The organism is Shewanella sp. Scap07 (assembly GCF_013394145.1).
GTDB classification, from domain to species: domain Bacteria; phylum Pseudomonadota; class Gammaproteobacteria; order Enterobacterales; family Shewanellaceae; genus Shewanella; species Shewanella waksmanii.
Map to the genome: position 1 here is coordinate 239,918 of NZ_CP041329.1, position 24,157 is coordinate 264,074.

At 45.7% G+C, this 24,157-nt stretch carries 16 protein-coding genes, 6 tRNA genes and 3 rRNA genes; 21 read left to right on the forward strand and 4 right to left on the reverse strand.

What is annotated here, in order from left to right; genetic code table 11:
• Entirely contained in the window at nucleotides 1-1,122 is a 1,122-nt protein-coding gene (locus tag FLM48_RS01220) for a fatty acid desaturase (RefSeq protein ID WP_179022976.1), read from the reverse strand.
• 141 nt (nucleotides 1,123-1,263) lie between these two features.
• Between FLM48_RS01220 and fabR the strand changes: the two genes are divergently transcribed.
• Nucleotides 1,264-1,878: an HTH-type transcriptional repressor FabR gene (fabR, locus tag FLM48_RS01225; protein ID WP_028772900.1), complete on the forward strand. Its 615-nt coding sequence runs from the start codon at nucleotides 1,264-1,266 to the stop codon at nucleotides 1,876-1,878.
• A gap of 42 nt (nucleotides 1,879-1,920) precedes the next feature.
• Here the strand turns inward: fabR and trmA are convergent, their stop codons facing one another.
• The gene (gene trmA / locus FLM48_RS01230; RefSeq protein WP_179022978.1) at nucleotides 1,921-3,018 is read right to left on the reverse strand and encodes a tRNA (uridine(54)-C5)-methyltransferase TrmA; all 1,098 of its coding nucleotides are present in this window, start codon (nucleotides 3,016-3,018) and stop codon (nucleotides 1,921-1,923) included.
• Between the two features lie 164 nt (nucleotides 3,019-3,182).
• Between trmA and murI the strand changes: the two genes are divergently transcribed.
• Complete coding sequence (gene murI, locus FLM48_RS01235; RefSeq protein WP_179022980.1) at nucleotides 3,183-3,959, forward strand: glutamate racemase; 777 nt, start codon at nucleotides 3,183-3,185, stop codon at nucleotides 3,957-3,959.
• 28 nt (nucleotides 3,960-3,987) lie between these two features.
• Here the strand turns inward: murI and FLM48_RS01240 are convergent, their stop codons facing one another.
• Nucleotides 3,988-4,446: an RNA-binding protein gene (locus FLM48_RS01240; RefSeq protein WP_028772903.1), complete on the reverse strand. Its 459-nt coding sequence runs from the start codon at nucleotides 4,444-4,446 to the stop codon at nucleotides 3,988-3,990.
• A 744-nt stretch (nucleotides 4,447-5,190) separates the two neighbouring features.
• Here FLM48_RS01240 and FLM48_RS01245 point away from each other — a divergent pair.
• The 8 genes from FLM48_RS01245 to birA all read left to right on the forward strand — a co-directional run bounded on the left by FLM48_RS01245 (nucleotide 5,191) and on the right by birA (nucleotide 13,296).
• Nucleotides 5,191-6,735 (forward strand): 16S ribosomal RNA (locus FLM48_RS01245).
• Nucleotides 6,736-6,934: 199 nt separating this feature from the next.
• Nucleotides 6,935-7,011: transfer RNA gene (locus FLM48_RS01250), tRNA-Ile, on the forward strand.
• Nucleotides 7,012-7,144: 133 nt separating this feature from the next.
• Nucleotides 7,145-7,220 (forward strand) — tRNA-Ala (locus FLM48_RS01255).
• A gap of 343 nt (nucleotides 7,221-7,563) precedes the next feature.
• Nucleotides 7,564-10,456: ribosomal RNA gene (locus FLM48_RS01260) — 23S ribosomal RNA — on the forward strand.
• Between the two features lie 118 nt (nucleotides 10,457-10,574).
• A 5S ribosomal RNA gene (gene rrf, locus FLM48_RS01265) occupies nucleotides 10,575-10,690 on the forward strand.
• Together the 16S, 23S and 5S rRNA genes with 3 tRNA genes alongside form the textbook arrangement of a ribosomal RNA operon.
• 95 nt (nucleotides 10,691-10,785) lie before the next feature.
• A tRNA-Asp gene (locus FLM48_RS01270) sits at nucleotides 10,786-10,862 on the forward strand.
• Between the two features lie 454 nt (nucleotides 10,863-11,316).
• A complete protein-coding gene (gene murB / locus FLM48_RS01275; protein ID WP_179022982.1) occupies nucleotides 11,317-12,333 on the forward strand; it encodes a UDP-N-acetylmuramate dehydrogenase in 1,017 nt (338 codons plus the stop codon).
• A gap of 3 nt (nucleotides 12,334-12,336) precedes the next feature.
• Nucleotides 12,337-13,296, forward strand: a complete 960-nt coding sequence (birA, locus tag FLM48_RS01280; RefSeq protein WP_179022984.1) for a bifunctional biotin--[acetyl-CoA-carboxylase] ligase/biotin operon repressor BirA — start codon at nucleotides 12,337-12,339, stop codon at nucleotides 13,294-13,296.
• 24 nt (nucleotides 13,297-13,320) lie between these two features.
• On the opposite strand, the gene coaA is transcribed toward birA, so the two are convergent.
• Entirely contained in the window at nucleotides 13,321-14,271 is a 951-nt protein-coding gene (gene coaA / locus FLM48_RS01285) for a type I pantothenate kinase (RefSeq protein ID WP_179022986.1), read from the reverse strand.
• Nucleotides 14,272-14,504: 233 nt separating this feature from the next.
• Here coaA and FLM48_RS01290 point away from each other — a divergent pair.
• The 11 genes from FLM48_RS01290 (at nucleotide 14,505) to rpoB (ending at nucleotide 24,089) form a co-directional block, all read left to right on the forward strand.
• Nucleotides 14,505-14,580: transfer RNA gene (locus FLM48_RS01290), tRNA-Thr, on the forward strand.
• A gap of 7 nt (nucleotides 14,581-14,587) precedes the next feature.
• Nucleotides 14,588-14,672 (forward strand) — tRNA-Tyr (locus tag FLM48_RS01295).
• A 35-nt stretch (nucleotides 14,673-14,707) separates the two neighbouring features.
• Nucleotides 14,708-14,781 (forward strand) — tRNA-Gly (locus tag FLM48_RS01300).
• A gap of 194 nt (nucleotides 14,782-14,975) precedes the next feature.
• A complete protein-coding gene (tuf, locus tag FLM48_RS01305; protein WP_179022988.1) occupies nucleotides 14,976-16,160 on the forward strand; it encodes an elongation factor Tu in 1,185 nt (394 codons plus the stop codon).
• A 262-nt stretch (nucleotides 16,161-16,422) separates the two neighbouring features.
• Nucleotides 16,423-16,794, forward strand: a complete 372-nt coding sequence (gene secE, locus FLM48_RS01310; RefSeq protein ID WP_028774706.1) for a preprotein translocase subunit SecE — start codon at nucleotides 16,423-16,425, stop codon at nucleotides 16,792-16,794.
• Between the two features lie 9 nt (nucleotides 16,795-16,803).
• Nucleotides 16,804-17,355, forward strand: coding sequence for a transcription termination/antitermination protein NusG (gene nusG, locus FLM48_RS01315; RefSeq protein WP_028774707.1), 552 nt, complete (start codon nucleotides 16,804-16,806; stop codon nucleotides 17,353-17,355).
• A 127-nt stretch (nucleotides 17,356-17,482) separates the two neighbouring features.
• On the forward strand, nucleotides 17,483-17,911 hold the full coding sequence (rplK, locus tag FLM48_RS01320; protein WP_028774708.1) for a 50S ribosomal protein L11: 429 nt from the start codon (nucleotides 17,483-17,485) through the stop codon (nucleotides 17,909-17,911).
• Nucleotides 17,912-17,915: 4 nt separating this feature from the next.
• On the forward strand, nucleotides 17,916-18,617 hold the full coding sequence (gene rplA / locus FLM48_RS01325) for a 50S ribosomal protein L1 (RefSeq protein ID WP_028774709.1): 702 nt from the start codon (nucleotides 17,916-17,918) through the stop codon (nucleotides 18,615-18,617).
• A 280-nt stretch (nucleotides 18,618-18,897) separates the two neighbouring features.
• Nucleotides 18,898-19,395 (forward strand): 50S ribosomal protein L10, encoded by a 498-nt coding sequence (gene rplJ / locus FLM48_RS01330; protein WP_028774710.1) that lies wholly within the window; start codon nucleotides 18,898-18,900, stop codon nucleotides 19,393-19,395.
• 56 nt (nucleotides 19,396-19,451) lie between these two features.
• Nucleotides 19,452-19,820, forward strand: a complete 369-nt coding sequence (gene rplL, locus FLM48_RS01335) for a 50S ribosomal protein L7/L12 (RefSeq protein WP_028774711.1) — start codon at nucleotides 19,452-19,454, stop codon at nucleotides 19,818-19,820.
• Between the two features lie 237 nt (nucleotides 19,821-20,057).
• A complete protein-coding gene (rpoB, locus tag FLM48_RS01340) occupies nucleotides 20,058-24,089 on the forward strand; it encodes a DNA-directed RNA polymerase subunit beta (protein ID WP_179022990.1) in 4,032 nt (1,343 codons plus the stop codon).
• Nucleotides 24,090-24,157 lie beyond the last annotated feature (68 nt).

Here is a 24,157-nt window from a genome sequence, read left to right on the forward strand (position 1 = left end):
TTACGCCACTTGGTATTTAGCGTAATTTGCGGTGAATGCGCGCCAGGCTTTGCGCTGTGCCCGCACCTGTTTTTTGAGTTGTATGACTTGCGCAGCAAGCTGATGATTGGCCAGTTTGCTTTTTCGGGCTTCAAGCAATGCCTTTTTAGCATTGTAGTATTCGCTAAGCTGGGTTTTCATTAACTCATATTCTTGGTGAAGCCGTTCCATCACTTCATCATAGTTCGCTAACTGTTTAATAGAGCTTTCAGTGCGTTGAAGCTGCATTTGCAGTTGGGCTTTTTCTATCCGCTCTTGCGGGGTCACACGTCGGTGACTGGCCAAGCCGACAAAGGCCATAGCATTAATTAGCCATTTGGTTGGATCATAGTGCCACCACTTAATGCCATTGCGATAATCGTTCTCAAAAATGTGATGGAAGTTATGGTAACCTTCTCCATAAGTGAACAGGGCAATAATGCCATTATCACGAGCGGTATTTTTATCAGTGTATGGTTGTGAGCCCCAAACATGGGCCAAAGAGTTAATGAAAAACGTGCAATGATGGACCACTACTAAGCGCAGTAATCCTGCAATCAACACCATGCCAAGTATGTTGCCATTGAGCCAGCCAAGCAATATCGGCAGACCTATGTTCATCAGCAGCATTAAAGGTAAGTAGTATTTATGCTGCCACATGACGATGGCATCATTTTGCAGGTCGCGGACATTTTTATAATCGTGGTAGCGCTGTGCTTGGTACTCCCTAAGCATCCAACCTATGTGGCTATACCAAAAACCCATGTTAGCTGAATAGGGATCTTTGTCATTGTTATCAACGTGCTTATGGTGCACGCGATGATCAGATGACCAATGTAATGCACTATTTTGTAGCGCTAAAGCACCGCCTAGGGCAAACAAAAAGCGCATAGAAGCATGGGCTTTATAAGTTTTATGAGACCATAAACGGTGGTAACCGGCTGTAATAGAAAGGCCACTGGCAAAGGCGAGTAGGATAAAGGCTATCCACTCGGTTGCGCTTATTCCTATCGTTATTGCATACCAAGGCACGGCAATGAGGGCGCCAGCAAAAGTGATGGCAAATAGCAGGACATTGGTCCAGATGAGCGGTGGTTTTTTCATTATAGTTTTCCAACATCAATTTTTTGAGCGTACATCTGTACGCTAATTTAACTTGCTTGTGAGTATGGGTCAAGTTGGGCTGCGTTTTTGTGCTAAAGAAGGTATGATTTGCACATTGCGGATTTTAGTAGGTTGATCATGATGGGCGTGAGAGCACAACAAAAAGAGAAGACGCGGCGGGCACTTGTCGATGCGGCCTTTAATCAGTTGAGTGCTGAGCGAAGTTTTTCTAGTTTGAGTTTGCGAGAAGTGGCCCGCGAGGCCAATATTGCACCGACATCTTTTTATCGTCATTTTAAAGATATGAATGAACTGGGACTGACCATGGTCGATGAAGGTGGATTAACCTTACGTCAGATGATGCGTAAAGGACGTCAGCGTGCCGAAGCTGGCGGTAGTGTGATTCGTATCTCTGTCGATACCTTTATGGAAGTATTAGAGTCTAACCCTAACGTTTTTCGCATTTTACTTCATGAACGTTCTGGCACCTCTGCACCTTTTAGGGCGGCAGTCGCGCGAGAAATTGAGCATTTTATCTCTGAACTGGCGCATTACACCGAAGCAACCGCCGGCAGAGCACCTGATTTTGCTCGTGCTCAAGCAGAAGCTTTAGTCACTTTGGTTTTTAATGCCGGTGCAGCAGCTTTAGATATGAAGCGAGTCGACCGTAAGGTTTTAGCCGACAGGTTAGTCATTCAGCTGCGTATGGTCGCTAAGGGCGCCGAAGCCTTGCAGCATAAAATGGAAAATCGTTAACAAAAAGGGTCCGCGATGGACCCTTTTTTATGACCAACTGAACTATCGACGCTCGAGTAACACACCCGACTCCATATGGTCGGTATAGGGAAACTGGTCAAATAATGCGAAACGGGTGATCTTGTGTGTTTCGTTAAGCACCTCTAGGTTGGCTTTTAACGTATCTGGATTACAAGAGATGTACATAATACGCTGATAACCCTGAACCATCTTTAACGTATTGTCGTCTAAACCGGCTCGAGGTGGATCGACAAAAATGGTTTCACAGTTATAGCTGTCTAAATCAATTCCCTCTAAACGGCGATAACTGCGTTTCTTTGCCAAAGCATCGGTGAAGTCTTCTGCTGACATGCGAATGATCTGCAAGTTGTCGATATGGTTGGCCGCAATATTATATTGCGCTGAATCCACTGAGGGTTTAGCCAGTTCGGTCGCCAATACTCGCTCAAAGTTTTGTGCCAGCGCGATGGAGAAGTTGCCATTACCACAGTACAACTCAAGCAGATCACCTTGGCTGTTCTTGGTGCAATCGATAGCCCATTCAAGCATCTTAATCGATACATTACCATTGGGCTGAGTAAAACTGTTTTCGACTTGTTTGTAGGTCAAGGTTTGCTGGTTGACTTGCAAACTCTCAATTACGAAGTCTTGGTCTAATACAATTTTTTGCTTACGTGCGCGGCCAATAAAGTTAACGTTAAACTCTTCACTGAGCGTTGCTTTTAACGCGAGCGCTTGTTGCTGCCATTGCTCATCTAGCTGCTTATGATAAAGCAGAGACACCAATATCTCGCCGCTAAGTGTTGATAGAAAATCGACCTGAAATAGCTTATGGCGCAGCACTTGATTGGGCTTTAATGCTTGCATGAGCTTAGGCATCATTTGATTGATCAGCTCACTGGCGGGCAAAAACTGTTCACAACGCACTTTTTGATTGAGCGCTTTGTCAAACATGTAGTAGTACAGGTCTTCGCCATCATGCCAAACGCGAAACTCTGCGCGCATACGGTAATGGGCTTTATCAGAACTGTAGACTTCTAGCGCTGGGGTTTCAAAAGTACCAAAAGCCTGCTGAAGCTTGGCACTTTTTGCTTCTAGTTGTGCTTCATACTTGCTAGGATCCATCGCTGCTAAATTCATTTCTGATCACCGTTCGTCTTATTTGGGGCGCAAATAGTATACTACCTAGTATTTAAGTCCAGTATCAGGATGACAAAATTAACTACCTGCAAGGTTAACAAGGGCAAGGTAGCGTTTCACCTTTAAGCCGCATGGCGGGTCATAGAGAATAGGGAGTTGCTTGCTTGAATATACTGGTGTTTGATTCAGGTATTGGTGGTTTGACCGTATTAGAGAAAATTCAGCAACGGTTACCACAAGCCAATTACTATTATCTATTTGATAATGCGAGGTTGCCCTATGGCGAGCTTGCTGAACAAGCATTAGTTAGCGGTGCATTAAAGCTGATACTGGCGATGATTGCTAAACATCAACCCGATATTATTGTGATTGCCTGTAATACTGCCAGTACAATATTGCTGCCGCAATTAAGGTCACGAACCTCAATACCTATAGTAGGGGTTGTACCAGCGATTAAACCCGCTGCTCAGACATCAAGCTCAAAACGAATTGGATTACTGGCTACCCCTGCGACCGTATCAAGAAGTTATACCCACGATCTAATTAAGCGTTTTGCCAGCCATTGCTATGTTGGCCTATATGGCAGCTCCGAATTAGTGGAAATGGCTGAAGCAAAAATGGCAGGACGAACATTCGATATAGAGCAATTGGACGCTGTTATTAAGCCTATTATTGCTGATGATATCGACACCTTGGTATTAGGCTGTACCCACTTTCCTTTATTGGCGACAGAGCTCAATACATTATTGGATTCAAAAGTGACGCTGCTTGATTCATCCTATGCGATAGCCGCGAGAGTGGTCGATTTGTGTGATGAGGCGATGGACACGCAATTGCAAGGTAGCAAACAAGCGTATTTTACAACAGAGGGAATTGAGCCAGGATTAATGAAGACATTAACCAAGTGGGGATTTAGCCAGGTGTTGCCACATCAGGCTTAAATTCACTTGGTTAATGTAAGCTAGATCATTATGCGTTAGTGTCAGCTTTCTCTGACTTATCGGCATCTTGCGACTTAGCTTCTCTTACTTTTAGCGTGCGCTCTTGGAAATCAAATTCGTTTAACTTTGACATCGCTTTTTTAGCGCCAGCTTCTGACATCTCAATAAAACCGAAACCTTTGCGGCGTCCTGTTTTACGGTCACGTACTAATCGCACTGAATTGACAGGGCCGTACTTACCAAATAACTCTTTAACTTCCCCCTCATGAACGCGGTAAGGCAGATTACCAACATAAAGTGTCATTGTAGGGCCTTTATATTGACTGCTTGAAGTCGTGGCTGCGCTTGATGGCTGCATTGTAAAAACTGCACTAGCAATAATAGCACCGGTGAAAAAAGCGATAGCAGCATTAACGTCTACGATTTGAAAAAGTGCCAACGCCCCTACAACGGCGATGATCAAAACAATAAGAAATGGCTTTTGCATAAATAGATTCTCTGAAGAATTGATAAATAACTGTTAATAGCTCGTATATGGTAATGAATTATTTACCATTACACTAGTCCATTGACGAAAAAGTGACCTTGGGGTAACACCTATAACCAAGGTCTAGTTGCTCTCATAGCCTCAAAATTAGCCTTTTAGACACAAAAAACAGCAATGTGAGCAAAAGATCGACATGCGAAACTTAAAAACAAAAAAAGCACTTGCGTAATGAATTGCGCTCCCTATAATGCGCTCCCACTGACACGGCAAACGGCGCGGTATAGCGAATGTTGCCGAATCAGTTGCACTAAACTCGTTACCCTAAACGTAGCAAGCAAAGTGTAGCGTAATGTAGGAAATAGAGTCTTCAAGTTTCTTTTGCAATGCAAACTGATTAATTGAAACTTTATTTAAAAAACTACTTGACGCCAACAAGGGAAAGCGTAGAATACGCAGCCCTAGCCACTCGGGCTTACCGAGATGTGCTAACGCTCTTTAACAATTTATCAAGTAATCTGTGTGGACACTCACAGGTGTTGAGTTATTCGAAATTACCATTCTTTATTCGTAAAGCGGGTAATCAAAAATTTTACTCAATGATTCTTTACTAGAAATAGTGAGTGTTCATAGCAATATGTAATTACAGAAATGTAGTTATTGAATTCACCAACTTCTTTATGAACGAAGTGAATTCAAAACAGTAGAATTCCATTGAGCCGTTCGACGTAGTCGAACAAAAAACTTTAATTGAAGAGTTTGATCATGGCTCAGATTGAACGCTGGCGGCAGGCCTAACACATGCAAGTCGAGCGGTAACAGAAAGAAAGCTTGCTTTCTTTGCTGACGAGCGGCGGACGGGTGAGTAATGCCTAGGGAACTGCCCAGTCGAGGGGGATAACAGTTGGAAACGACTGCTAATACCGCATACGCCCTACGGGGGAAAGGAGGGGCTCTTCGGACCTTTCGCGATTGGATGTACCTAGGTGGGATTAGCTTGTTGGTGAGGTAAGAGCTCACCAAGGCGACGATCCCTAGCTGTTCTGAGAGGATGATCAGCCACACTGGGACTGAGACACGGCCCAGACTCCTACGGGAGGCAGCAGTGGGGAATATTGCACAATGGGCGAAAGCCTGATGCAGCCATGCCGCGTGTGTGAAGAAGGCCTTCGGGTTGTAAAGCACTTTCAGCGAGGAGGAAAGGTTAACGGTTAATACCCGTTAGCTGTGACGTTACTCGCAGAAGAAGCACCGGCTAACTTCGTGCCAGCAGCCGCGGTAATACGAGGGGTGCAAGCGTTAATCGGAATTACTGGGCGTAAAGCGTACGCAGGCGGTTTGTTAAGCGAGATGTGAAAGCCCCGGGCTCAACCTGGGAACTGCATTTCGAACTGGCAAACTAGAGTCTTGTAGAGGGGGGTAGAATTTCAGGTGTAGCGGTGAAATGCGTAGAGATCTGAAGGAATACCGGTGGCGAAGGCGGCCCCCTGGACAAAGACTGACGCTCAGGTACGAAAGCGTGGGGAGCAAACAGGATTAGATACCCTGGTAGTCCACGCCGTAAACGATGTCTACTCGGAATTTGGTGTCTTGAACACTGGGTTCTCAAGCTAACGCATTAAGTAGACCGCCTGGGGAGTACGGCCGCAAGGTTAAAACTCAAATGAATTGACGGGGGCCCGCACAAGCGGTGGAGCATGTGGTTTAATTCGATGCAACGCGAAGAACCTTACCTACTCTTGACATCCAGAGAATTTACCAGAGATGGTTTAGTGCCTTCGGGAACTCTGAGACAGGTGCTGCATGGCTGTCGTCAGCTCGTGTTGTGAAATGTTGGGTTAAGTCCCGCAACGAGCGCAACCCTTATCCTTATTTGCCAGCACGTAATGGTGGGAACTTTAGGGAGACTGCCGGTGATAAACCGGAGGAAGGTGGGGACGACGTCAAGTCATCATGGCCCTTACGAGTAGGGCTACACACGTGCTACAATGGCGAGTACAGAGGGTTGCGAAGCCGCGAGGTGAAGCTAATCCCAGAAAGCTCGTCGTAGTCCGGATTGGAGTCTGCAACTCGACTCCATGAAGTCGGAATCGCTAGTAATCGTGGATCAGAATGCCACGGTGAATACGTTCCCGGGCCTTGTACACACCGCCCGTCACACCATGGGAGTGGGCTGCACCAGAAGTAGATAGCTTAACCTTCGGGAGGGCGTTTACCACGGTGTGGTTCATGACTGGGGTGAAGTCGTAACAAGGTAGCCCTAGGGGAACCTGGGGCTGGATCACCTCCTTACCTATACGACTAACTTAATGTTTGTTGAGTGTTCACACAGATTACTTGATAGAAGAAAGAGCAAAGTATCGAAAGATATTTTTGAGGATTTTAGTTCTTAATCAAGGCACTTGATGAGTCTCGCAGGGAGTGTGCTTTAGCACATGACTGAGAAACGAAGAAAGTAACGCCGAGTAAGGATTAAAAGACCAAAAAGAATGGGTCTGTAGCTCAGCTGGTTAGAGCGCACCCCTGATAAGGGTGAGGTCGGTGGTTCAAGTCCACTCTGACCCACCAATTCTTTTCTACTCTTCGTTAGTTTAATACTCGTTTAGCAGGCTAAACGTCGCATTAAACTGCCTTGATTAGCATACGAATTGGCAAGCCAATCTAATTGGTATTCGATATTTTTGTTTGACTGCATGTAAATGGGGCTATAGCTCAGCTGGGAGAGCGCCTGCCTTGCACGCAGGAGGTCTGCGGTTCGATCCCGCATAGCTCCACCATTTACTTCTTGTTTTACTTGAAGTCATGCACATGGATAGAGATGCCAAAGATAAATGCAGAATTTATCTTTGGCTTTTTTAAGCCCGTTCTTTAACAATTTGGAAAGCTGATAGTATTAATGTGAAAGGGACGATGACTTAAGTTAAGTTGTTGTTTATAGCATTAATGCGAAATTATTTATAATTGAGTTCTCAAACACTTTAATCAAGTGCCGAATACACACCGTAAGGTGGGTGTTCATGAGTATTCTTTTGGCGAAAGTAAACACCATTAGTTGCAATACAACCACCGAGCTTACCCGCTTGGGCGTTGGTTTCATTATGAAACTTATTTGGGTTGTATGGTTAAGTGACTAAGCGTATACGGTGGATGCCTTGGCAGTCAGAGGCGATGAAGGACGTAGTAACTTGCGAAAAGCGTTGGCGAGCTAGTAACAAGCATTTGAGCTAACGATGTCCGAATGGGGAAACCCACTCACATAAGTGAGTATCATAACGTGAATACATAGCGTTATGAGGCAAACCCGGGGAACTGAAACATCTAAGTACCCGGAGGAAAAGAAATCAACCGAGATTCCCCTAGTAGCGGCGAGCGAACGGGGATTAGCCCTTAAGCGTAGAGGGTGTTAGTGGAATGTGTTGGAAAGCACAGCGGCACAGGGTGATAGCCCCGTACATGAAAACTAACTTTACGTGAAATCGAGTAGGACGGGACACGTGACATCTTGTCTGAACATGGGGGGACCATCCTCCAAGGCTAAATACTCCTGACTGACCGATAGTGAACCAGTACCGTGAGGGAAAGGCGAAAAGAACCCCTGTGAGGGGAGTGAAATAGAACCTGAAACCGTATACGTACAAGCAGTGGGAGCGGTCCTTGAGACCGTGACTGCGTACCTTTTGTATAATGGGTCAGCGACTTACATTTTGTAGCGAGGTTAAGCGAATAGCGGAGCCGTAGGGAAACCGAGTGTTAACTGCGCGTTTAGTTGCAAGGTGTAGACCCGAAACCCGGTGATCTAGCCATGGGCAGGTTGAAGGTTGAGTAACATCAACTGGAGGACCGAACACACGTATGTTGAAAAATGCGGTGATGACTTGTGGCTGGGGGTGAAAGGCCAATCAAACCGGGAGATATCTGGTTCTCCTCGAAAGCTATTTAGGTAGCGCCTCGAGCGAATACCATTGGGGGTAGAGCACTGTTAAGGCTAGGGGGTCATCCCGACTTACCAACCCTTTGCAAACTCCGAATACCAATGAGTACTACTCGGGAGACACACGGCGGGTGCTAACGTCCGTCGTGGAAAGGGAAACAACCCAGACCATCAGCTAAGGTCCCAAAGTTATTGCTAAGTGGGAAACGATGTGGGAAGGCTTAGACAGCTAGGATGTTGGCTTAGAAGCAGCCATCATTTAAAGAAAGCGTAATAGCTCACTAGTCGAGTCGGCCTGCGCGGAAGATTTAACGGGGCTAAGCAATACACCGAAGCTATGGGTTCAATACTTTGTATTGAGCGGTAGAGGAGCGTTCTGTAAGCGGTTGAAGGTGAAGGGGTAACCCACACTGGACGTATCAGAAGTGCGAATGCTGACATGAGTAACGATAAAGGGAGTGAAAAACTCCCTCGCCGAAAGACCAAGGGTTCCTGTCCAACGTTAATCGGGGCAGGGTGAGTCGACCCCTAAGGCGAGGCCGAAAGGCGTAGTCGATGGGAAACGGGTTAATATTCCCGTACTTCTGCTAACTGCGATGGAGAGACGGAGAAGGCTAGGCTAGCGCGGCGTTGGTTGTCCGCGTTTAAGGCTGTAGGTGGTGCACTTAGGCAAATCCGGGTGCGCATACACTGAGAGTTGATGACGAGGTCCTAAGGGACTGAAGTAGTTGATGCCATGCTTCCAGGAAAATCTTCTAAGCTTCAGGTTAGTAGGAATCGTACCCCAAACCGACACAGGTGGTCGGGTAGAGAATACCAAGGCGCTTGAGAGAACTCGGCTGAAGGAACTAGGCAAAATGGTACCGTAACTTCGGGAGAAGGTACGCTGCTGTTGGTGATGGGACTTGCTCCCTAAGCTGACGGCAGTCGCAGATACCAGGTGGCTGCAACTGTTTATCAAAAACACAGTACTGTGCAAAATCGCAAGATGACGTATACGGTATGACGCCTGCCCGGTGCCGGAAGGTTAATTGATTGGGTTATCTTCGGAGAAGCTCATGATCGAAGCCCCGGTAAACGGCGGCCGTAACTATAACGGTCCTAAGGTAGCGAAATTCCTTGTCGGGTAAGTTCCGACCTGCACGAATGGCGTAATGATGGCCACGCTGTCTCCAGCCGAGACTCAGTGAAGTTGAAATTGCGGTGAAGATGCCGTATACCCGCGGCTAGACGGAAAGACCCCGTGAACCTTTACTATAGCTTGGCACTGAACATTGACCCTACATGTGTAGGATAGGTGGGAGACTTTGAAGCAGGAACGCCAGTTCTTGTGGAGTCAACCTTGAAATACCACCCTTGTAGTGTTGATGTTCTAACTCTGGCCCCTGAATCGGGGTTGAGGACAGTGCCTGGTGGGTAGTTTGACTGGGGCGGTCTCCTCCCAAAGAGTAACGGAGGAGCACGAAGGTTGGCTAAGTACGGTCGGACATCGTACGGTTAGTGCAATGGCATAAGCCAGCTTAACTGCGAGACATACACGTCGAGCAGGTGCGAAAGCAGGTCATAGTGATCCGGTGGTTCTGAATGGAAGGGCCATCGCTCAACGGATAAAAGGTACTCCGGGGATAACAGGCTGATACCGCCCAAGAGTTCATATCGACGGCGGTGTTTGGCACCTCGATGTCGGCTCATCACATCCTGGGGCTGAAGTCGGTCCCAAGGGTATGGCTGTTCGCCATTTAAAGTGGTACGCGAGCTGGGTTCAGAACGTCGTGAGACAGTTCGGTCCCTATCTGCCGTGGGCGTTGGATGATTGAAGGAAGCTGCTCCTAGTACGAGAGGACCGGAGTGGACGAACCGCTGGTGTTCGGGTTGTTATGCCAATAGCATTGCCCGGTAGCTACGTTCGGAATCGATAACCGCTGAAAGCATCTAAGCGGGAAGCGAGTCCTAAGATGAGTCATCCCTAGGAATTTAATTCCTCTAAAGAGCCGTTCGAGACTAGGACGTTGATAGGCATGGTGTGTAAGCGTTGTGAGGCGTTGAGCTAACATGTACTAATGACTCGTGAGGCTTAACCATACAACCCTAATGGGTTTTACTGGTGGTGAAACTTACAGAAGAATACAAACACTTGATTGAAGTGGACTTAGCCTGAATAGGGCGTAAATAATTAGCTTTCTAAATTGTACCTAATTTGTCTGGAAACCATAGCATTGTGGTCCCACCTGATCCCATCCCGAACTCAGAAGTGAAACGCAATTGCGCCGATGGTAGTGTGGGGTCTCCCCATGTGAGAGTAGGTCATTTCCAGGCGCCTATTTAGATTTTCTTAGAAAATCGAGTCTCCTAGCTCTGACAAGCTAGCGACTTAAAAAGAATTTAGCATGATGCGTAAGCACTTTGCTAAAGGAGCGGTAGTTCAGTTGGTTAGAATACCGGCCTGTCACGCCGGGGGTCGCGGGTTCGAGTCCCGTCCGCTCCGCCAACATTAAGACGAAAGCCTCTGCAGCAATGCAGAGGCTTTTTTCGTATGTGATTTTGAAAGAAAACCATGTCGAAATTAAAAAGCAATTCGCCAAATAAGCTGTGGTTCAGTGGGGCTTAAATTGTTCCCGACAATGTTTAGCACAATCTCTATCGATGGAGACATTAGACTCTTTTGAATAGAAAGCGACCTGTCTCGCCGGGGGTCGCGGATTCGTCTCTTGATAAGAGCAAGTCCGCTCCGCCAACATTACGATAAGCCCTAGCAGCAATGCTAGGGCTTTTTCGTATCTGCAATTCGCTAAATAATCTGTGGTTCAGTGGGGCTTATATTGCCCTGGCTATATTAAGCACCTCTCATCAAGCCGTTAAGTCGGTGGGCAAAACTTTGAACTGAAGATATTCACTGTTAGCCATTTCCGTTACAATAACTTTTTTTGTTCAAAGAACTGATCATGCAACTACTCCCCGTCGCCTCGTTGAAACCCTATAACACCTTGGGCTTAGACTACCAATGCCAGCATTTATGCCTTATTGATTCTACACAGGAACTAAAGGCGCTATTTACCAAGGGGATTAATGGGCCTTATTTAATCTTGGGAGGCGGCAGTAATGTAGTACTAACTGCAGATTTTGCTGGTACGGTTATTGTCATTAGAACGACAGGGAAAGTCATGACCGATAATGGGCAGGATTACCTTTTGTCGGTGGCTGCTGGAGAGAATTGGCATGACTTGGTCGAATGGACATTACAGCAAGGGGTAGGTGGTTTAGAGAACCTAGGTTTAATCCCTGGTAGCGTTGGTGCTGCACCTGTACAGAATATTGGTGCCTATGGTCTGGAGCTTGCAGAGGTTTGTGATTGGGTCGAATATCTCGATTTAACCGACCTTGCCATAAAGAGGATAAGCGGCAAAGAATGCGAGTTTGCTTACCGTGAATCGGTTTTTAAAGGGCGCTTAAAAGGCAAAGCGGTGATTACTCAGGTAGGCTTGCGCTTGCCCAAGCAGTGGCAACCTCGCCTAGATTATGGCCCACTTAAAGGCTTCGTAGGCAAAGCGGTGTCAGCCCAAGAGGTTTTCGATACGGTCTGCCAGGTAAGGTCAACTAAATTGCCAGATCCTAATCAACTGGGTAATGCTGGCAGTTTTTTTAAAAACCCTGTGATCAACAGTGCGCACTATCATCAATTGCTTGAACAATATCCTAGCATGGTTGCCTATCGGCTTACTGAAGGTGACTATAAACTTGCTGCGGGCTGGCTAATCGAACAAGCTGGTTTAAAAGGATATGTGCTGGGTGATGCTGCGGTACATGATCAGCAAGCGTTAGTGTTGGTCAATCAAGGGCAAGCTAGCGGTGATGATATCTGTCAGCTAGCGTCGTATGTAAAACAACAAATTAGCCGCCTTTTTGGTGTTGCTTTAGAAATAGAGCCAAGAATTATTGGCGCTGAAGGTGAAAAGGAGTAGTTGATGCAAGATCAATGGATTCGCAAGCGAGCAATTATCAAATTACTGAGCAGTGGGCAATTTGTGTCAGGTGAAGAGTTAGCCACAGAGCTATCCATAAGCCGTGCGGCAATTGGTAAACATATTGGCGGCCTTGAAGAGTACGGTGTCGATATTTTTAGCGTCAAAGGTAAAGGTTATAAGTTGGCCACGCCTATATCGATGATAGATGAGAAAGCCCTGCTTGAGCGCTCTCAAGGGCGTTGCTTTTACTTTGATGAAGTCGCTTCAACCAATGGCTTTTTATTAAAGCATGTTGAAGAGCTATCTAGCGGCGATTTATGTGTTGCAGAATACCAATCGGCTGGGCGCGGTAGACGGGGAAGAACATGGGTTTCACCTTATGGCGGCCACCTGTACTTTTCGCTGTTCTGGCGCTTTCCTCAGGGGATGGCACAAGCGATGGGGTTAAGCTTAGTTGTTGCCTGTTCCTTATCTAAAGTGCTTGAACAGTTCGGTGTAGCGGGTGTCGGGGTTAAGTGGCCTAATGACATCTATCTCGATCATAAAAAGTTGGCAGGCGTACTGGTTGAGATGAGCGGCCAAGCAGACAGCGAGTGTAATCTCGTGATTGGCATAGGGATAAACCTAGCAATGTCTCCCGCACAAGCACAACAGATTGATCAGCCATGGAGTGACCTTAGCCAGCAAACCGACCTGCCTAATAAGACTGAGTTAGCTTTAGCGTTACACGCACAATTAATAAAAGACCTGAAACTGTTTGAGCAATCTGGGCTCGGTGCCTTCTTGCCGCGTTGGCAACAGGCTGACATTTTTGAGAATCAGCAAGTTAAGTTGTCGATGGGTGATAAAAGCATTTCGGGTATTTGCCGAGGGATTGATGAGCAAGGCGCTTTGTTACTTGAATCTGAAGGTGAAGTGCGTGCTTATGTGGGCGGAGAGATCAGTTTGCGAGCTAACTAACCGCAGTTAGCTCGACGGCAAACGTTATTTTTTACGCATTAATACTTGGCTCATTAAGTGATCTGCGCCTTTTTGTAAAATTAAACTGGCGCGATCACGCGTGGGCAATATGTTGAGGTTGAGATTGGGTCCATTGATACTGTCCCAGATGTTGGCGGCAATGCGTTTTGCTTCTTGATCATTCAGTTTGGAGTAATGATGAAAGTAGGAATTTGTGTCGCTAAATGCCCCTTGTCTAAACTGTAAAAAGCGCTGTATATACCAGTCTTTTAGTAAGGCTTCATTGGCATCAACAAATATAGAAAAATCTACAAAATCAGAAACGTAAGGTTCTTGCATTGGCAGATGAGAGTCTTGCCCTGTTTGCAGCACATTGAGCCCTTCTATGATTAAAATATCAGGCTGGTTAATTACTTGCTGTTGGGCCAGTCGGTCGTAAGTGATGTGGCTGTACAGTGGGGCACTGACTTGCTCTTCTCCCGATTTAACCTTAGCGATAAACTCTACTAAGAGTTTCATGTCATAGCTTTCTGGAAATCCCTTACGTTGCAGCAAACCGCGGCGTTTTAACTCTGCTAAGGGATAAAGAAACCCATCTGTGGTGACTAATTCTACTTTAGGGTGCTCCGGCCACTGACGCAGTAGCGCTTGTAATATTCGCGCCGTAGTACTTTTCCCGACAGCAACGCTGCCGGCGATACTAATGATATAAGGTCGTTTGGGGGGCGTACGGCCGAGAAATTCATTGAGCACGACACCGCGCTTTTGTTTGGCACCAACGATAAGATTTAATAGACGACTTAATGGCAGGTATATATCTGTTACTTCAGACAGCGAGATATTCTCGTTAATACCACGAAGGTTGGCCAAATCTATTTCGCTGAGCGTAAGCGGAACAGATTTACGTAATTCTGCCCATTGCTGCCGACCAAACGCTAAATAGAGCGCTTGATGAATCTGATTTGTCGATGTCATTGATTCTCTCCCATTAGGAGTCGCACAGTACACCATCGTGATTATGTGAACAACATCAAACATAGCTTTGCGATATTGAATTCGCCTAGTCGCTACAACGATAGTGTGAAAAATGCACCAAACCGCCTTTTTATGGCTGAAAAAGCAACGTTTGACGCTTTTTTTGAGAAAAATTAAAAATAGGTATTGCACTTATGCTCACATTTACCTAATATCCGCTACCGAAATGACACGCCGGCATAGCTCAGTTGGTAGAGCAACTGACTTGTAATCAGTAGGTCCCGAGTTCGACTCTTGGTGCCGGCACCATTTCTCTGGAGGGGTTCCCGAGTGGCCAAAGGGATCAGACTGTAAATCTGACGGCTCAGCCTTCGAAGGTTCGAATCCTTCTCCCTCCACCATATTCTAGGTAGTTAGGTAACCTGAAGTAGGTTGCGCGGATGTCGTATAATGGTATTACTCCAGCCTTCCAAGCTGATAACGCGGGTTCGATTCCCGCCATCCGCTCCAAAATCTTGCTGATAATACTTAATCAGTAGAAAGCACTCGGTATCGAGTGCTTTTTCCGGTTTAAGGCTACCTATCAGCACCGACCTACTTCTCACTTCCCAATTATCTTTTTAACTGATTCGATGTCATTAAATGCATCGGATTTTTTGCTATATGCAGTTTCATCACCAAATACTTTGGATTGGGGCAATACCATGGCTAAAGAAAAATTTGAACGTAATAAACCCCACGTGAACGTGGGCACCATTGGTCACGTTGACCATGGTAAAACAACTCTAACTGCTGCTATCTCTGCTGTATTGACTAAGACATACGGTGGTGAAGCACGTGATTTCGCACAAATCGATAACGCTCCAGAAGAGCGCGAGCGTGGTATTACAATTAATACTTCTCACATCGAATATGACACTCCAACTCGTCACTACGCACACGTAGACTGCCCAGGTCACGCGGATTATGTTAAAAACATGATCACCGGTGCTGCACAGATGGACGGCGCAATCCTAGTAGTTGCTTCTACAGATGGCCCAATGCCACAAACACGTGAGCACATCCTGCTTTCACGTCAGGTAGGTGTACCTTTCATCATCGTATTCATGAACAAATGTGACATGGTTGACGATGAAGAGCTACTTGAACTAGTAGAAATGGAAGTTCGTGAACTTCTTTCAGAATATGAATTCCCAGGTGATGACCTACCAGTTATCCAAGGTTCTGCACTTAAAGCGCTTGAAGGCGAAGCAGAATGGGAAGCGAAAATCATTGAACTAGCAGAAGCTCTAGATACTTATATCCCAGAGCCAGAGCGTGCAATCGATGGTGCATTCATTCTTCCAATTGAAGATGTATTCTCAATCTCAGGCCGTGGTACAGTAGTAACAGGTCGTGTAGAGCGCGGTATCATCAAAGTTGGTGAAGAAGTAGAAATCGTAGGTATCAAAGAAACTACTAAGACTACTTGTACTGGTGTTGAAATGTTCCGTAAGCTGCTTGACGAAGGTCGTGCAGGTGAGAACTGTGGTGTACTACTACGTGGTACTAAGCGTGAAGACGTAGAGCGTGGTCAAGTACTAGCAGCTCCAGGTTCAATCACTCCACACACAACTTTCGAATCAGAAGTATACGTACTTTCGAAAGAAGAAGGTGGACGTCACACTCCATTCTTCAAAGGCTACCGTCCACAGTTCTACTTCCGTACAACTGACGTAACTGGTACTATCGAGCTACCAGAAGGCGTAGAAATGGTAATGCCAGGTGATAACATCAAGATGACTGTTACACTAATCTGCCCAATCGCGATGGACGAAGGTTTACGCTTCGCAATCCGTGAAGGTGGCCGTACAGTTGGTGCTGGTGTTGTAGCTAAAATCATCGACTAATATGTCGTCGATTTAGTGATAAGAAAAGGCAGCTTAGGCTGCCTTTTTTGTTTTAGGTTATATTTAATGATAACCAGACTGCGCGCCTTGCCAATTGGTCTGAATAAGCATACAATCTATGGCCGATTTTTGACCCTCTGGGATTATGTCAATCTATGATGTAGGCTCGGGGTGAGGTATCAAGAAATCAATTCTTGATATCGTTTTGCCTATAAAGTTTGGCCTGTTAGGCTCAGGTCGCAGTAAGTAACGGAATTAACCGATGACAACAAATACAGAAAACCAAGGCAACTCCTTGGATATCGTAAAATGGGGCCTAGTGGTCATTTTGTTGGCTGCCGCTATTGTTGGTAACCAAATGTATAGCGAAGCGAGTGTGTTGGTTCGCGCTATTAGTGTGGTGGTTGCTTTTGCTATTGCTGGTTTCATTGCACTACAAACCGAGAAAGGCAAGCAGGCGCTTGTTTTTGCCCGTGAATCACATATTGAAGTTCGTAAAGTTGTCTGGCCTACTCGCCAAGAAGCACTTAACACGACTTTCATCGTACTAGCGGCGACAGGTGTACTAGCACTTATCCTTTGGGGTATGGACGCAGTACTACTAAGAATTGTTAATTTTATTACAGGCGTATAGGCATTTCGCATGACTGAAGCAACTGAAGCTAAAAAGAGATGGTATGTTGTTCAAGCTTTTTCAGGCTATGAAGGACGAGTATGTAAGTCTCTTCTAGAGCACATCAAAATGCATAGCATGGAACACCATTTCGGTGAGGTACTTGTACCGACCGAAGAAGTGGTAGAGATGCGTGCTGGTCAGCGTCGTAAGAGCGAACGTAAATTTTTCCCTGGCTACGTGTTAGTTCAGATGGATATGAATGACGAAAGCTGGCATCTAGTGAAAAGCATTCCACGTGTAATGGGCTTCATTGGTGGTACTTCTGATCGACCTGCGCCTATTTCTGACAAAGAAGCTAATGCTATCTTGCAGCGTCTACAAGAAACGACAGAGTCTCCAACTCATCGCGTTATGTTTGAGCCTGGTGAAATTGTTCGCGTTACTGACGGTCCTTTTGCCGACTTTAACGGTACAGTTGAAGAAGTGGATTACGAGAAGAACCGCGTTAAGGTTTCTGTGATGATCTTCGGTCGCTCTACACCAGTAGAACTCGACTTTAGTCAGATCGAAAAAAGCTGATTAATTAAAGTACAAAATTTATTTGGAATGGGTGCGGATTTTTTATATAATCCGCACCCATTGTTTTCGGGGAGCTATAAGACATGTCGTCTTTAGCGTTTGTACCCATACTTGAGGAAAATGTCTCATGGCTAAAAAAGTTGATGGTTACATCAAACTACAAGTAGCAGCCGGTGCTGCAAATCCGTCGCCACCAGTTGGTCCTGCATTGGGTCAAAAAGGTGTTAACATCATGGAATTCTGTAAAGCATTCAACGCTCGTACTGAAAAGTTCGACAAAGGTATGCCAATTCCTGTTGTTATTACGGTATACACCGACCGTTCTTTCACTTTCGAAACTAAGACGCCACCTGCTTCTTTCCTACTGCTTAAAGCAGCAGGTCTGAAATCTGGTTCTGGCCGTCCTAACACTGAGAAAGTGGGCACTATCAAGCGTAGCGCTGTTCAAGAGATTGCTGAAGTTAAGCAAGCTGATATGACTGGTGCTGATATGGAAGCGATGATGCGTTCTATTGAAGGTACTGCGCGTTCAATGGGTTTGGTAGTAGAGGACTAATATAATGGCAAAGCTAACTAAACGCGCTCGTTTGATCCGCGAAAAAGTCGAAGTGACTAAAAACTACGAAATCAATGAAGCTGTTGCACTGCTTAAAGAGCTTGCTACTGCTAAGTTCGTAGAAAGTGTTGATGTAGCGGTTAACCTAGGTGTTGACCCACGTAAATCTGACCAAAACGTTCGTGGTGCTACTGTACTACCACACGGTACTGGTCGTGAAGTTCGTGTTGCTGTGTTCACTCAAGGTGCAAACGCAGAAGCAGCTACAGAAGCTGGCGCTGAGCTAGTCGGTATGGACGAGCTTGCTGCACAAGTTAAAGCTGGTGAAATGAACTTCGACGTTGTTATCGCATCTCCGGATGCTATGCGCGTTGTTGGTCAGTTAGGTCAAATCTTAGGCCCACGTGGTCTTATGCCTAACCCTAAGACTGGCACTGTAACTCCAAACGTTGCAGAAGCAGTTAAGAACGCTAAAGCGGGTCAAGTACGCTACCGTAACGATAAGAATGGTATCATCCATTCTACAATCGGTAAGGTTGACTTTGAACCTGCACAGCTGAAAGAAAACTTAGAAGCACTTCTAGTTGCTCTAGTTAAGGCTAAGCCTGCTTCAGCTAAAGGTGTTTTCCTTAAGAAAGTTAGCATCTCTACCACTATGGGTGCAGGTGTTGCAGTAGATCAGGCTAGCCTAACTACTTCAAGCTAATTTCTTAAGCTTGTTTTACAAAGTGGGTGAATTCATTTATAATTCGCGCACTTTGTGGGTTGAGGTCTAATTTTTAATCACTAAGTGGTTGATTTTTAGACTTCCGTCCAAGACCGTAGGTGTTTTTCATACGATTAACTTAATTTCCTACGTAGACGGTGTCGGACCCCAGATAGATTTTTTCTGCCTGGAAATTCGCGCCGTAAGTAACTAAGCAATTGATTGCTTAGTATGGTAATTGCTAGGGGAAATCCCTAGATAGAATCCAGGAGTAAAGCCAATGGCATTAAGACTCGAAGACAAAAAAGCGATTGTTGCTGAAGTCAGCGAAGCTGCCAAGGGTGCTTTATCTGCAGTAGTTGCCGATTCACGCGGTGTGACTGTAGGTGATATGACTGGTCTTCGTAAAGCTGCTCGTGAAGCTGGTGTATACGTTAAAGTTGTACGTAACACTCTAGCTAAGCGCGCTGTTGAAGGTACTGATTTTGAGTGCCTAGCTGACACGTTTACTGGTCCTACTTTGATTGCATTCTCTAACGAGCACCCAGGTGCTGCAGCGCGTCTTCTTAAAGACTTCGCTAAAGAGCAAGAGAAGTTTGAAATCAAAGCAGCAGCCTTTGAAGGGGAACTAATCCCTGCAGCGGATATTGATCGTTTAGCGAAACTACCAACATACGAAGAAGCACTAGCTCAGTTCATGATGACTCTAAAAGAAGCATCTGCTGGCAAGTTGGTTCGTACATTGGCCGCTCTTCGCGATCAGAAAGAAGCAGCTTAATCACACGATTAGCCGCTTAATTAAATTGAATTCAGTACAATTAGGAATTTTTTGTTATGTCTATCACTAAAGACCAAATCTTAGAAGCCCTTGCAGAAATGTCTGTAATGGAAGTTGTTGAACTAATCGAAGCAATGGAAGAGAAGTTCGGCGTATCTGCCGCTGCTGCTGTTGTTTCTGGTGGTGCTGGCGATGCTGGCGCTGCTGAAGAGAAAACAGAATTCGACGTAATTCTTACTTCTCACGGCGACAACAAAGTTGCAGTAATTAAAGCTCTTCGTGGCGCTACAGGTCTAGGCCTGAAAGAAGCTAAAGGCATGGCTGAATCTGCTCCAGTAGCAGTTAAAGAAGCTATCTCTAAAGAAGAAGCTGAAGCTCTTAAGACTGATCTAGAAGCGGCTGGTGCTGCTGTTGAGATCAAGTAAGTTATAATTTAACTTACTACCCCCGAGCAATCGGGCGGAGGCTGGCGGTTTTTTAACCGTCGGCCTTTTTTGCGCTGTAAGCGTTGGCGATTTTTTATTCACCGTTTGTCGCCAAATGTTGCAGTTCCTGGCAGAGATTACTGGCTAGGTTCTTGCTTTCAACGGTGATGGGCAAACGTGCTGTTACAACATTAGGTTGTTTCAGTCTTGGTCACATCTCGCAATCAGAGGAAACCCATGGTTTACTCCTATTCTGAAAAGAAGCGTATTCGCAAAGACTTTGGTAAGCGTCCACAAGTGCTGGATATCCCTTACCTGTTGTCAATTCAGTTGGACTCTTTTAAGAAGTTCACCGATCAAGATCCTACGGGTGAGCGCGGCTTAGAAGCTGCATTCCGTAGCGTTTTTCCCATCAAGAGCTTTTCTGGTAACTCAGAGCTACAGTACGTTAGCTACAAGCTAGGTGAGCCAGTTTTTGATGTGAAAGAGTGTCAAATCCGCGGTGTTACATACTCTGCGCCATTACGCGTTAAATTGCGTATGGTTCTGTATGACCGTGAAGCTGCACCTGGTACAGTCAAAGACATTAAAGAACAAGAAGTCTATATGGGGGATATCCCTCTTATGACTGATAACGGTACCTTTGTTATCAATGGTACTGAGCGTGTAATCGTATCTCAGTTACACCGTAGTCCTGGTGTATTCTTCGATCACGACCGTGGTAAGACCCACTCTTCTGGTAAGGTGCTTTATAACGCACGTATTATTCCTTACCGTGGCTCATGGTTAGATTTTGAGTTTGATCCAAAAGATGCACTGTTCGTTCGTATTGACCGTCGTCGTAAATTGGCCGCGTCAATCATCTTACGTGCACTAGACTACTCAACCCAAGATATCCTAGATCTGTTCTTCGATCGTGTTCAGTATAAGATCAAGAAAGATTCACTAGTGATGAACTTGGTTGCTGATCGCCTACGTGGTGAAACAGCAAGCTATGACATTAAAGATGCTGAAGGTACCGTTCTTGTAGAGAAGGGCCGTCGCATTACTGCACGTCATATTCGTCAGCTAGAAAAGACCAACACCACTGAGTTAGAAGTACCAGTAGAATACATCGCTGGTAAGATTTCTGCTCAAGACTACATCGATCCTGATACAGGCGAAGTGTTGGTATCTGCTAACGGTGAGATTAGCTTAGAAGATCTTGCTAAGCTGTCTATGGCAGGCATTAAAGAAATTGACACGCTATATATCAACGATCTTGATAATGGCGCTTACATTTCTGACACGCTGCGCATCGATTCAACCACTAACCGCTTAGAAGCGTTGGTTGAAATTTATCGTATGATGCGTCCAGGCGAGCCACCAACCAAAGATGCGGCAGAAGCATTGTTCCAGAACTTGTTCTTCAGTGAAGAGCGTTATGACCTATCTAAAGTAGGTCGTATGAAGTTCAATCGTCGTCTAAGCATCGACGATGATGAAGGTACTGGTATCCTAACTAAAGAAGATATCGTTGCAGTTATGCAAAACATCATCAAGATCCGTAACGGTCTAGATGAAGTTGATGATATCGATCACTTGGGTAACCGTCGTATCCGTAGTGTTGGCGAAATGGCTGAAAACCAATTCCGCGTTGGCCTAGTTCGTGTAGAACGTGCCGTACGTGAGCGTTTAAGCCTAGGCGATCTGAATGAGCTTATGCCTCAGGACTTGATCAACGCTAAGCCAATTTCTGCTGCTGTTAAAGAATTTTTCGGTTCTTCTCAGCTGTCTCAATTCATGGACCAAAACAACCCATTGTCAGAAGTGACGCATAAGCGTCGTATTTCTGCTTTAGGTCCTGGTGGTTTGACACGTGAACGTGCGGGCTTCGAAGTTCGAGATGTTCACCCAACTCACTATGGTCGTCTATGTCCAATTGAGACCCCTGAAGGTCCAAACATTGGTCTAATTAACTCGCTAGCAAGTTTTGCACGTACCAACTCGTACGGCTTCTTAGAAACACCTTACCGTAAGGTTGTAGATGGTGTGATTACTGATCAGGTAGATTACCTATCAGCAATCGAAGAAGGTCGTTATGTGATTGCACAGGCAAACATCGAAGTTGATAACGACGGTCGCATGATTGAAGAGCAAATTGCATGTCGTCACAAAGGTGAAGCCACCTTTATGCGCGCTGCAGATGTTCAATACATGGACGTTTCACCACAACAGATTATTTCTGTTGCTGCGTCGTTGATTCCGTTCCTAGAACACGATGATGCTAACCGTGCATTGATGGGTGCGAACATGCAACGTCAAGCAGTACCAACACTGAAGGCTGACAAGCCATTAGTTGGTACCGGTATTGAGCGTACACTTGCTGTTGACTCTGGCGTTGTTGTTGCTGCTAAACGCGGTGGTTACATCGACTACGTTGATGCCAGCCGTATCGTTGTTAAAGTCAACGAAGCTGAACTAACACCAGGCGAAGCGGGTATCGACATCTACAACTTGACCAAATACACGCGTTCTAACCAGAACACTTGTATTAACCAGCGTCCTTGTTGTTCAGTTGGCGATCCAGTGGTTCGTGGCGACGTACTTGCCGATGGTCCATCTACCGATTTAGGTGATTTGGCGCTTGGTCAGAACATGCGTATCGCGTTCATGCCTTGGAACGGTTACAACTTTGAGGATTCAATCCTTATCTCTGAGCGTGTTGCTCAGGAAGACCGCTTCACAACTATCCACATTCAAGAGCTTTCTTGTATTGCTCGTGATACTAAGTTGGGTAGCGAAGAGATCACAGCTGATATTCCAAACGTAGGTGAGTCTGCGCTTTCTAAGCTAGATGAGTCTGGTATCGTTTATATCGGTGCAGAAGTTAAGGGTGGCGACATCCTAGTTGGTAAAGTAACACCTAAAGGTGAAACTCAGCTGACTCCAGAAGAAAAGCTACTGCGTGCTATCTTCGGTGAAAAAGCATCTGATGTTAAAGACAGTTCACTACGTGTACCTAACTCTGTTAAAGGTACTATCATCGACGTACAAGTATTTACTCGTGACGGCGTTGAGAAAGATAAGCGTGCTGTAGAAATTGAAGAGATGCATATCGGTCAAGCTAAGAAAGATTTGACTGAAGAGTTCAAGATCCTTGAAGAAGGTGTCTTTGGCCGTGCACGTAACCTGCTATTAACCGCGGGTTTCAGTGAAGCACAACTTGATGCGATTCCTCGCCCTCAGTTGCTAGTTCAATCTATTGATGATGAAGCTAAGCAAACTGAACTTGAGCAGTTAGCCGAGCAGCATGAAGAGCTGAAAGCTGATTTCGACAAGAAGTTTGAAATCAAGCGTCGCAAGATTACTCAAGGCGATGACTTAGCACCTGGCGTATTGAAGATCGTTAAGGTTTACCTTGCGGTTAAGCGTACTATCCAGCCTGGTGATAAGATGGCGGGTCGTCACGGTAACAAGGGTGTTATCTCTAAGATTAACCCTGTTGAAGACATGCCTTACGATGAAAACGGTAACCCTGTAGACATCGTATTGAACCCACTAGGTGTACCATCTCGTATGAACATCGGTCAGGTTCTTGAAGTGCATTTAGGTGCAGCCGCTAAGGGTATCGGTGATCAAATCACTGCTATGCTTGAAGAGCAGCGCGAATTAGCAGAGCTTCGTAATTACATCAAACAAGTATATGAGTTAGGTGAAGACGTGCAGCAGCAGGTCGATATCGATTCATTTACTGATGAAGAGGTTTTACGTCTTGCTAAGAACCTAAAAGGTGGTGTGCCAACAGCGACTCCAGCATTTGATGGTGCGAAAGAGAAAGAGATTAAGGACATGCTAGCGCTTGCTGGTCTGCCTACCTCTGGTCAGCGTACCCTTTATGATGGTCGTACTGGTAATGAGTTTGAGCGTCAAGTAACTGTAGGTTACATGTACATGCTGAAACTGAACCACTTGGTAGACGATAAGATGCATGCTCGTTCAACGGGTTCTTATAGTCTTGTTACTCAGCAACCACTGGGCGGTAAAGCACAGTTTGGTGGTCAGCGTTTCGGTGAGATGGAAGTTTGGGCACTAGAAGCATACGGTGCCGCTTACACGCTTCAAGAAATGCTTACTGTTAAGTCTGATGATGTTAACGGTCGTACTCAGATGTATAAGAACATCGTCGACGGTAACCACCAGATGCAACCAGGTATGCCTGAGTCCTTCAACGTATTGCTGAAGGAGATCCGTTCACTCGGTATTAATATCGAGTTGGATCAAGAGTAACACTTGGCGACTGCCGATTTATCGGCGATAAATTGGTGCTCTGCGCGAGCGGGGCACCCGGTTTAACT

What these genes read in the sequence shown, in the direction of transcription:
- rplA (WP_028774709.1), top strand. Translation starts at nt 17,916, where the DNA reads ATGGCAAAGCTAACTAAACGCGCTCGTTTGATCCGCGAAAAAGTCGAA.
- nusG (WP_028774707.1), top strand. Translation starts at nt 16,804, where the DNA reads ATGACTGAAGCAACTGAAGCTAAAAAGAGATGGTATGTTGTTCAAGCT.
- rplK (WP_028774708.1), top strand. Translation starts at nt 17,483, where the DNA reads ATGGCTAAAAAAGTTGATGGTTACATCAAACTACAAGTAGCAGCCGGT.
- trmA (WP_179022978.1), bottom strand. Translation starts at nt 3,018, where the DNA reads ATGAATTTAGCAGCGATGGATCCTAGCAAGTATGAAGCACAACTAGAA.
- rplL (WP_028774711.1), top strand. Translation starts at nt 19,452, where the DNA reads ATGTCTATCACTAAAGACCAAATCTTAGAAGCCCTTGCAGAAATGTCT.
- rplJ (WP_028774710.1), top strand. Translation starts at nt 18,898, where the DNA reads ATGGCATTAAGACTCGAAGACAAAAAAGCGATTGTTGCTGAAGTCAGC.
- murB (WP_179022982.1), top strand. Translation starts at nt 11,317, where the DNA reads ATGCAACTACTCCCCGTCGCCTCGTTGAAACCCTATAACACCTTGGGC.
- FLM48_RS01220 (WP_179022976.1), bottom strand. Translation starts at nt 1,122, where the DNA reads ATGAAAAAACCACCGCTCATCTGGACCAATGTCCTGCTATTTGCCATC.
- rpoB (WP_179022990.1), top strand. Translation starts at nt 20,058, where the DNA reads ATGGTTTACTCCTATTCTGAAAAGAAGCGTATTCGCAAAGACTTTGGT.
- birA (WP_179022984.1), top strand. Translation starts at nt 12,337, where the DNA reads ATGCAAGATCAATGGATTCGCAAGCGAGCAATTATCAAATTACTGAGC.
- fabR (WP_028772900.1), top strand. Translation starts at nt 1,264, where the DNA reads ATGGGCGTGAGAGCACAACAAAAAGAGAAGACGCGGCGGGCACTTGTC.
- secE (WP_028774706.1), top strand. Translation starts at nt 16,423, where the DNA reads ATGACAACAAATACAGAAAACCAAGGCAACTCCTTGGATATCGTAAAA.
- tuf (WP_179022988.1), top strand. Translation starts at nt 14,976, where the DNA reads ATGGCTAAAGAAAAATTTGAACGTAATAAACCCCACGTGAACGTGGGC.
- coaA (WP_179022986.1), bottom strand. Translation starts at nt 14,271, where the DNA reads ATGACATCGACAAATCAGATTCATCAAGCGCTCTATTTAGCGTTTGGT.
- FLM48_RS01240 (WP_028772903.1), bottom strand. Translation starts at nt 4,446, where the DNA reads ATGCAAAAGCCATTTCTTATTGTTTTGATCATCGCCGTTGTAGGGGCG.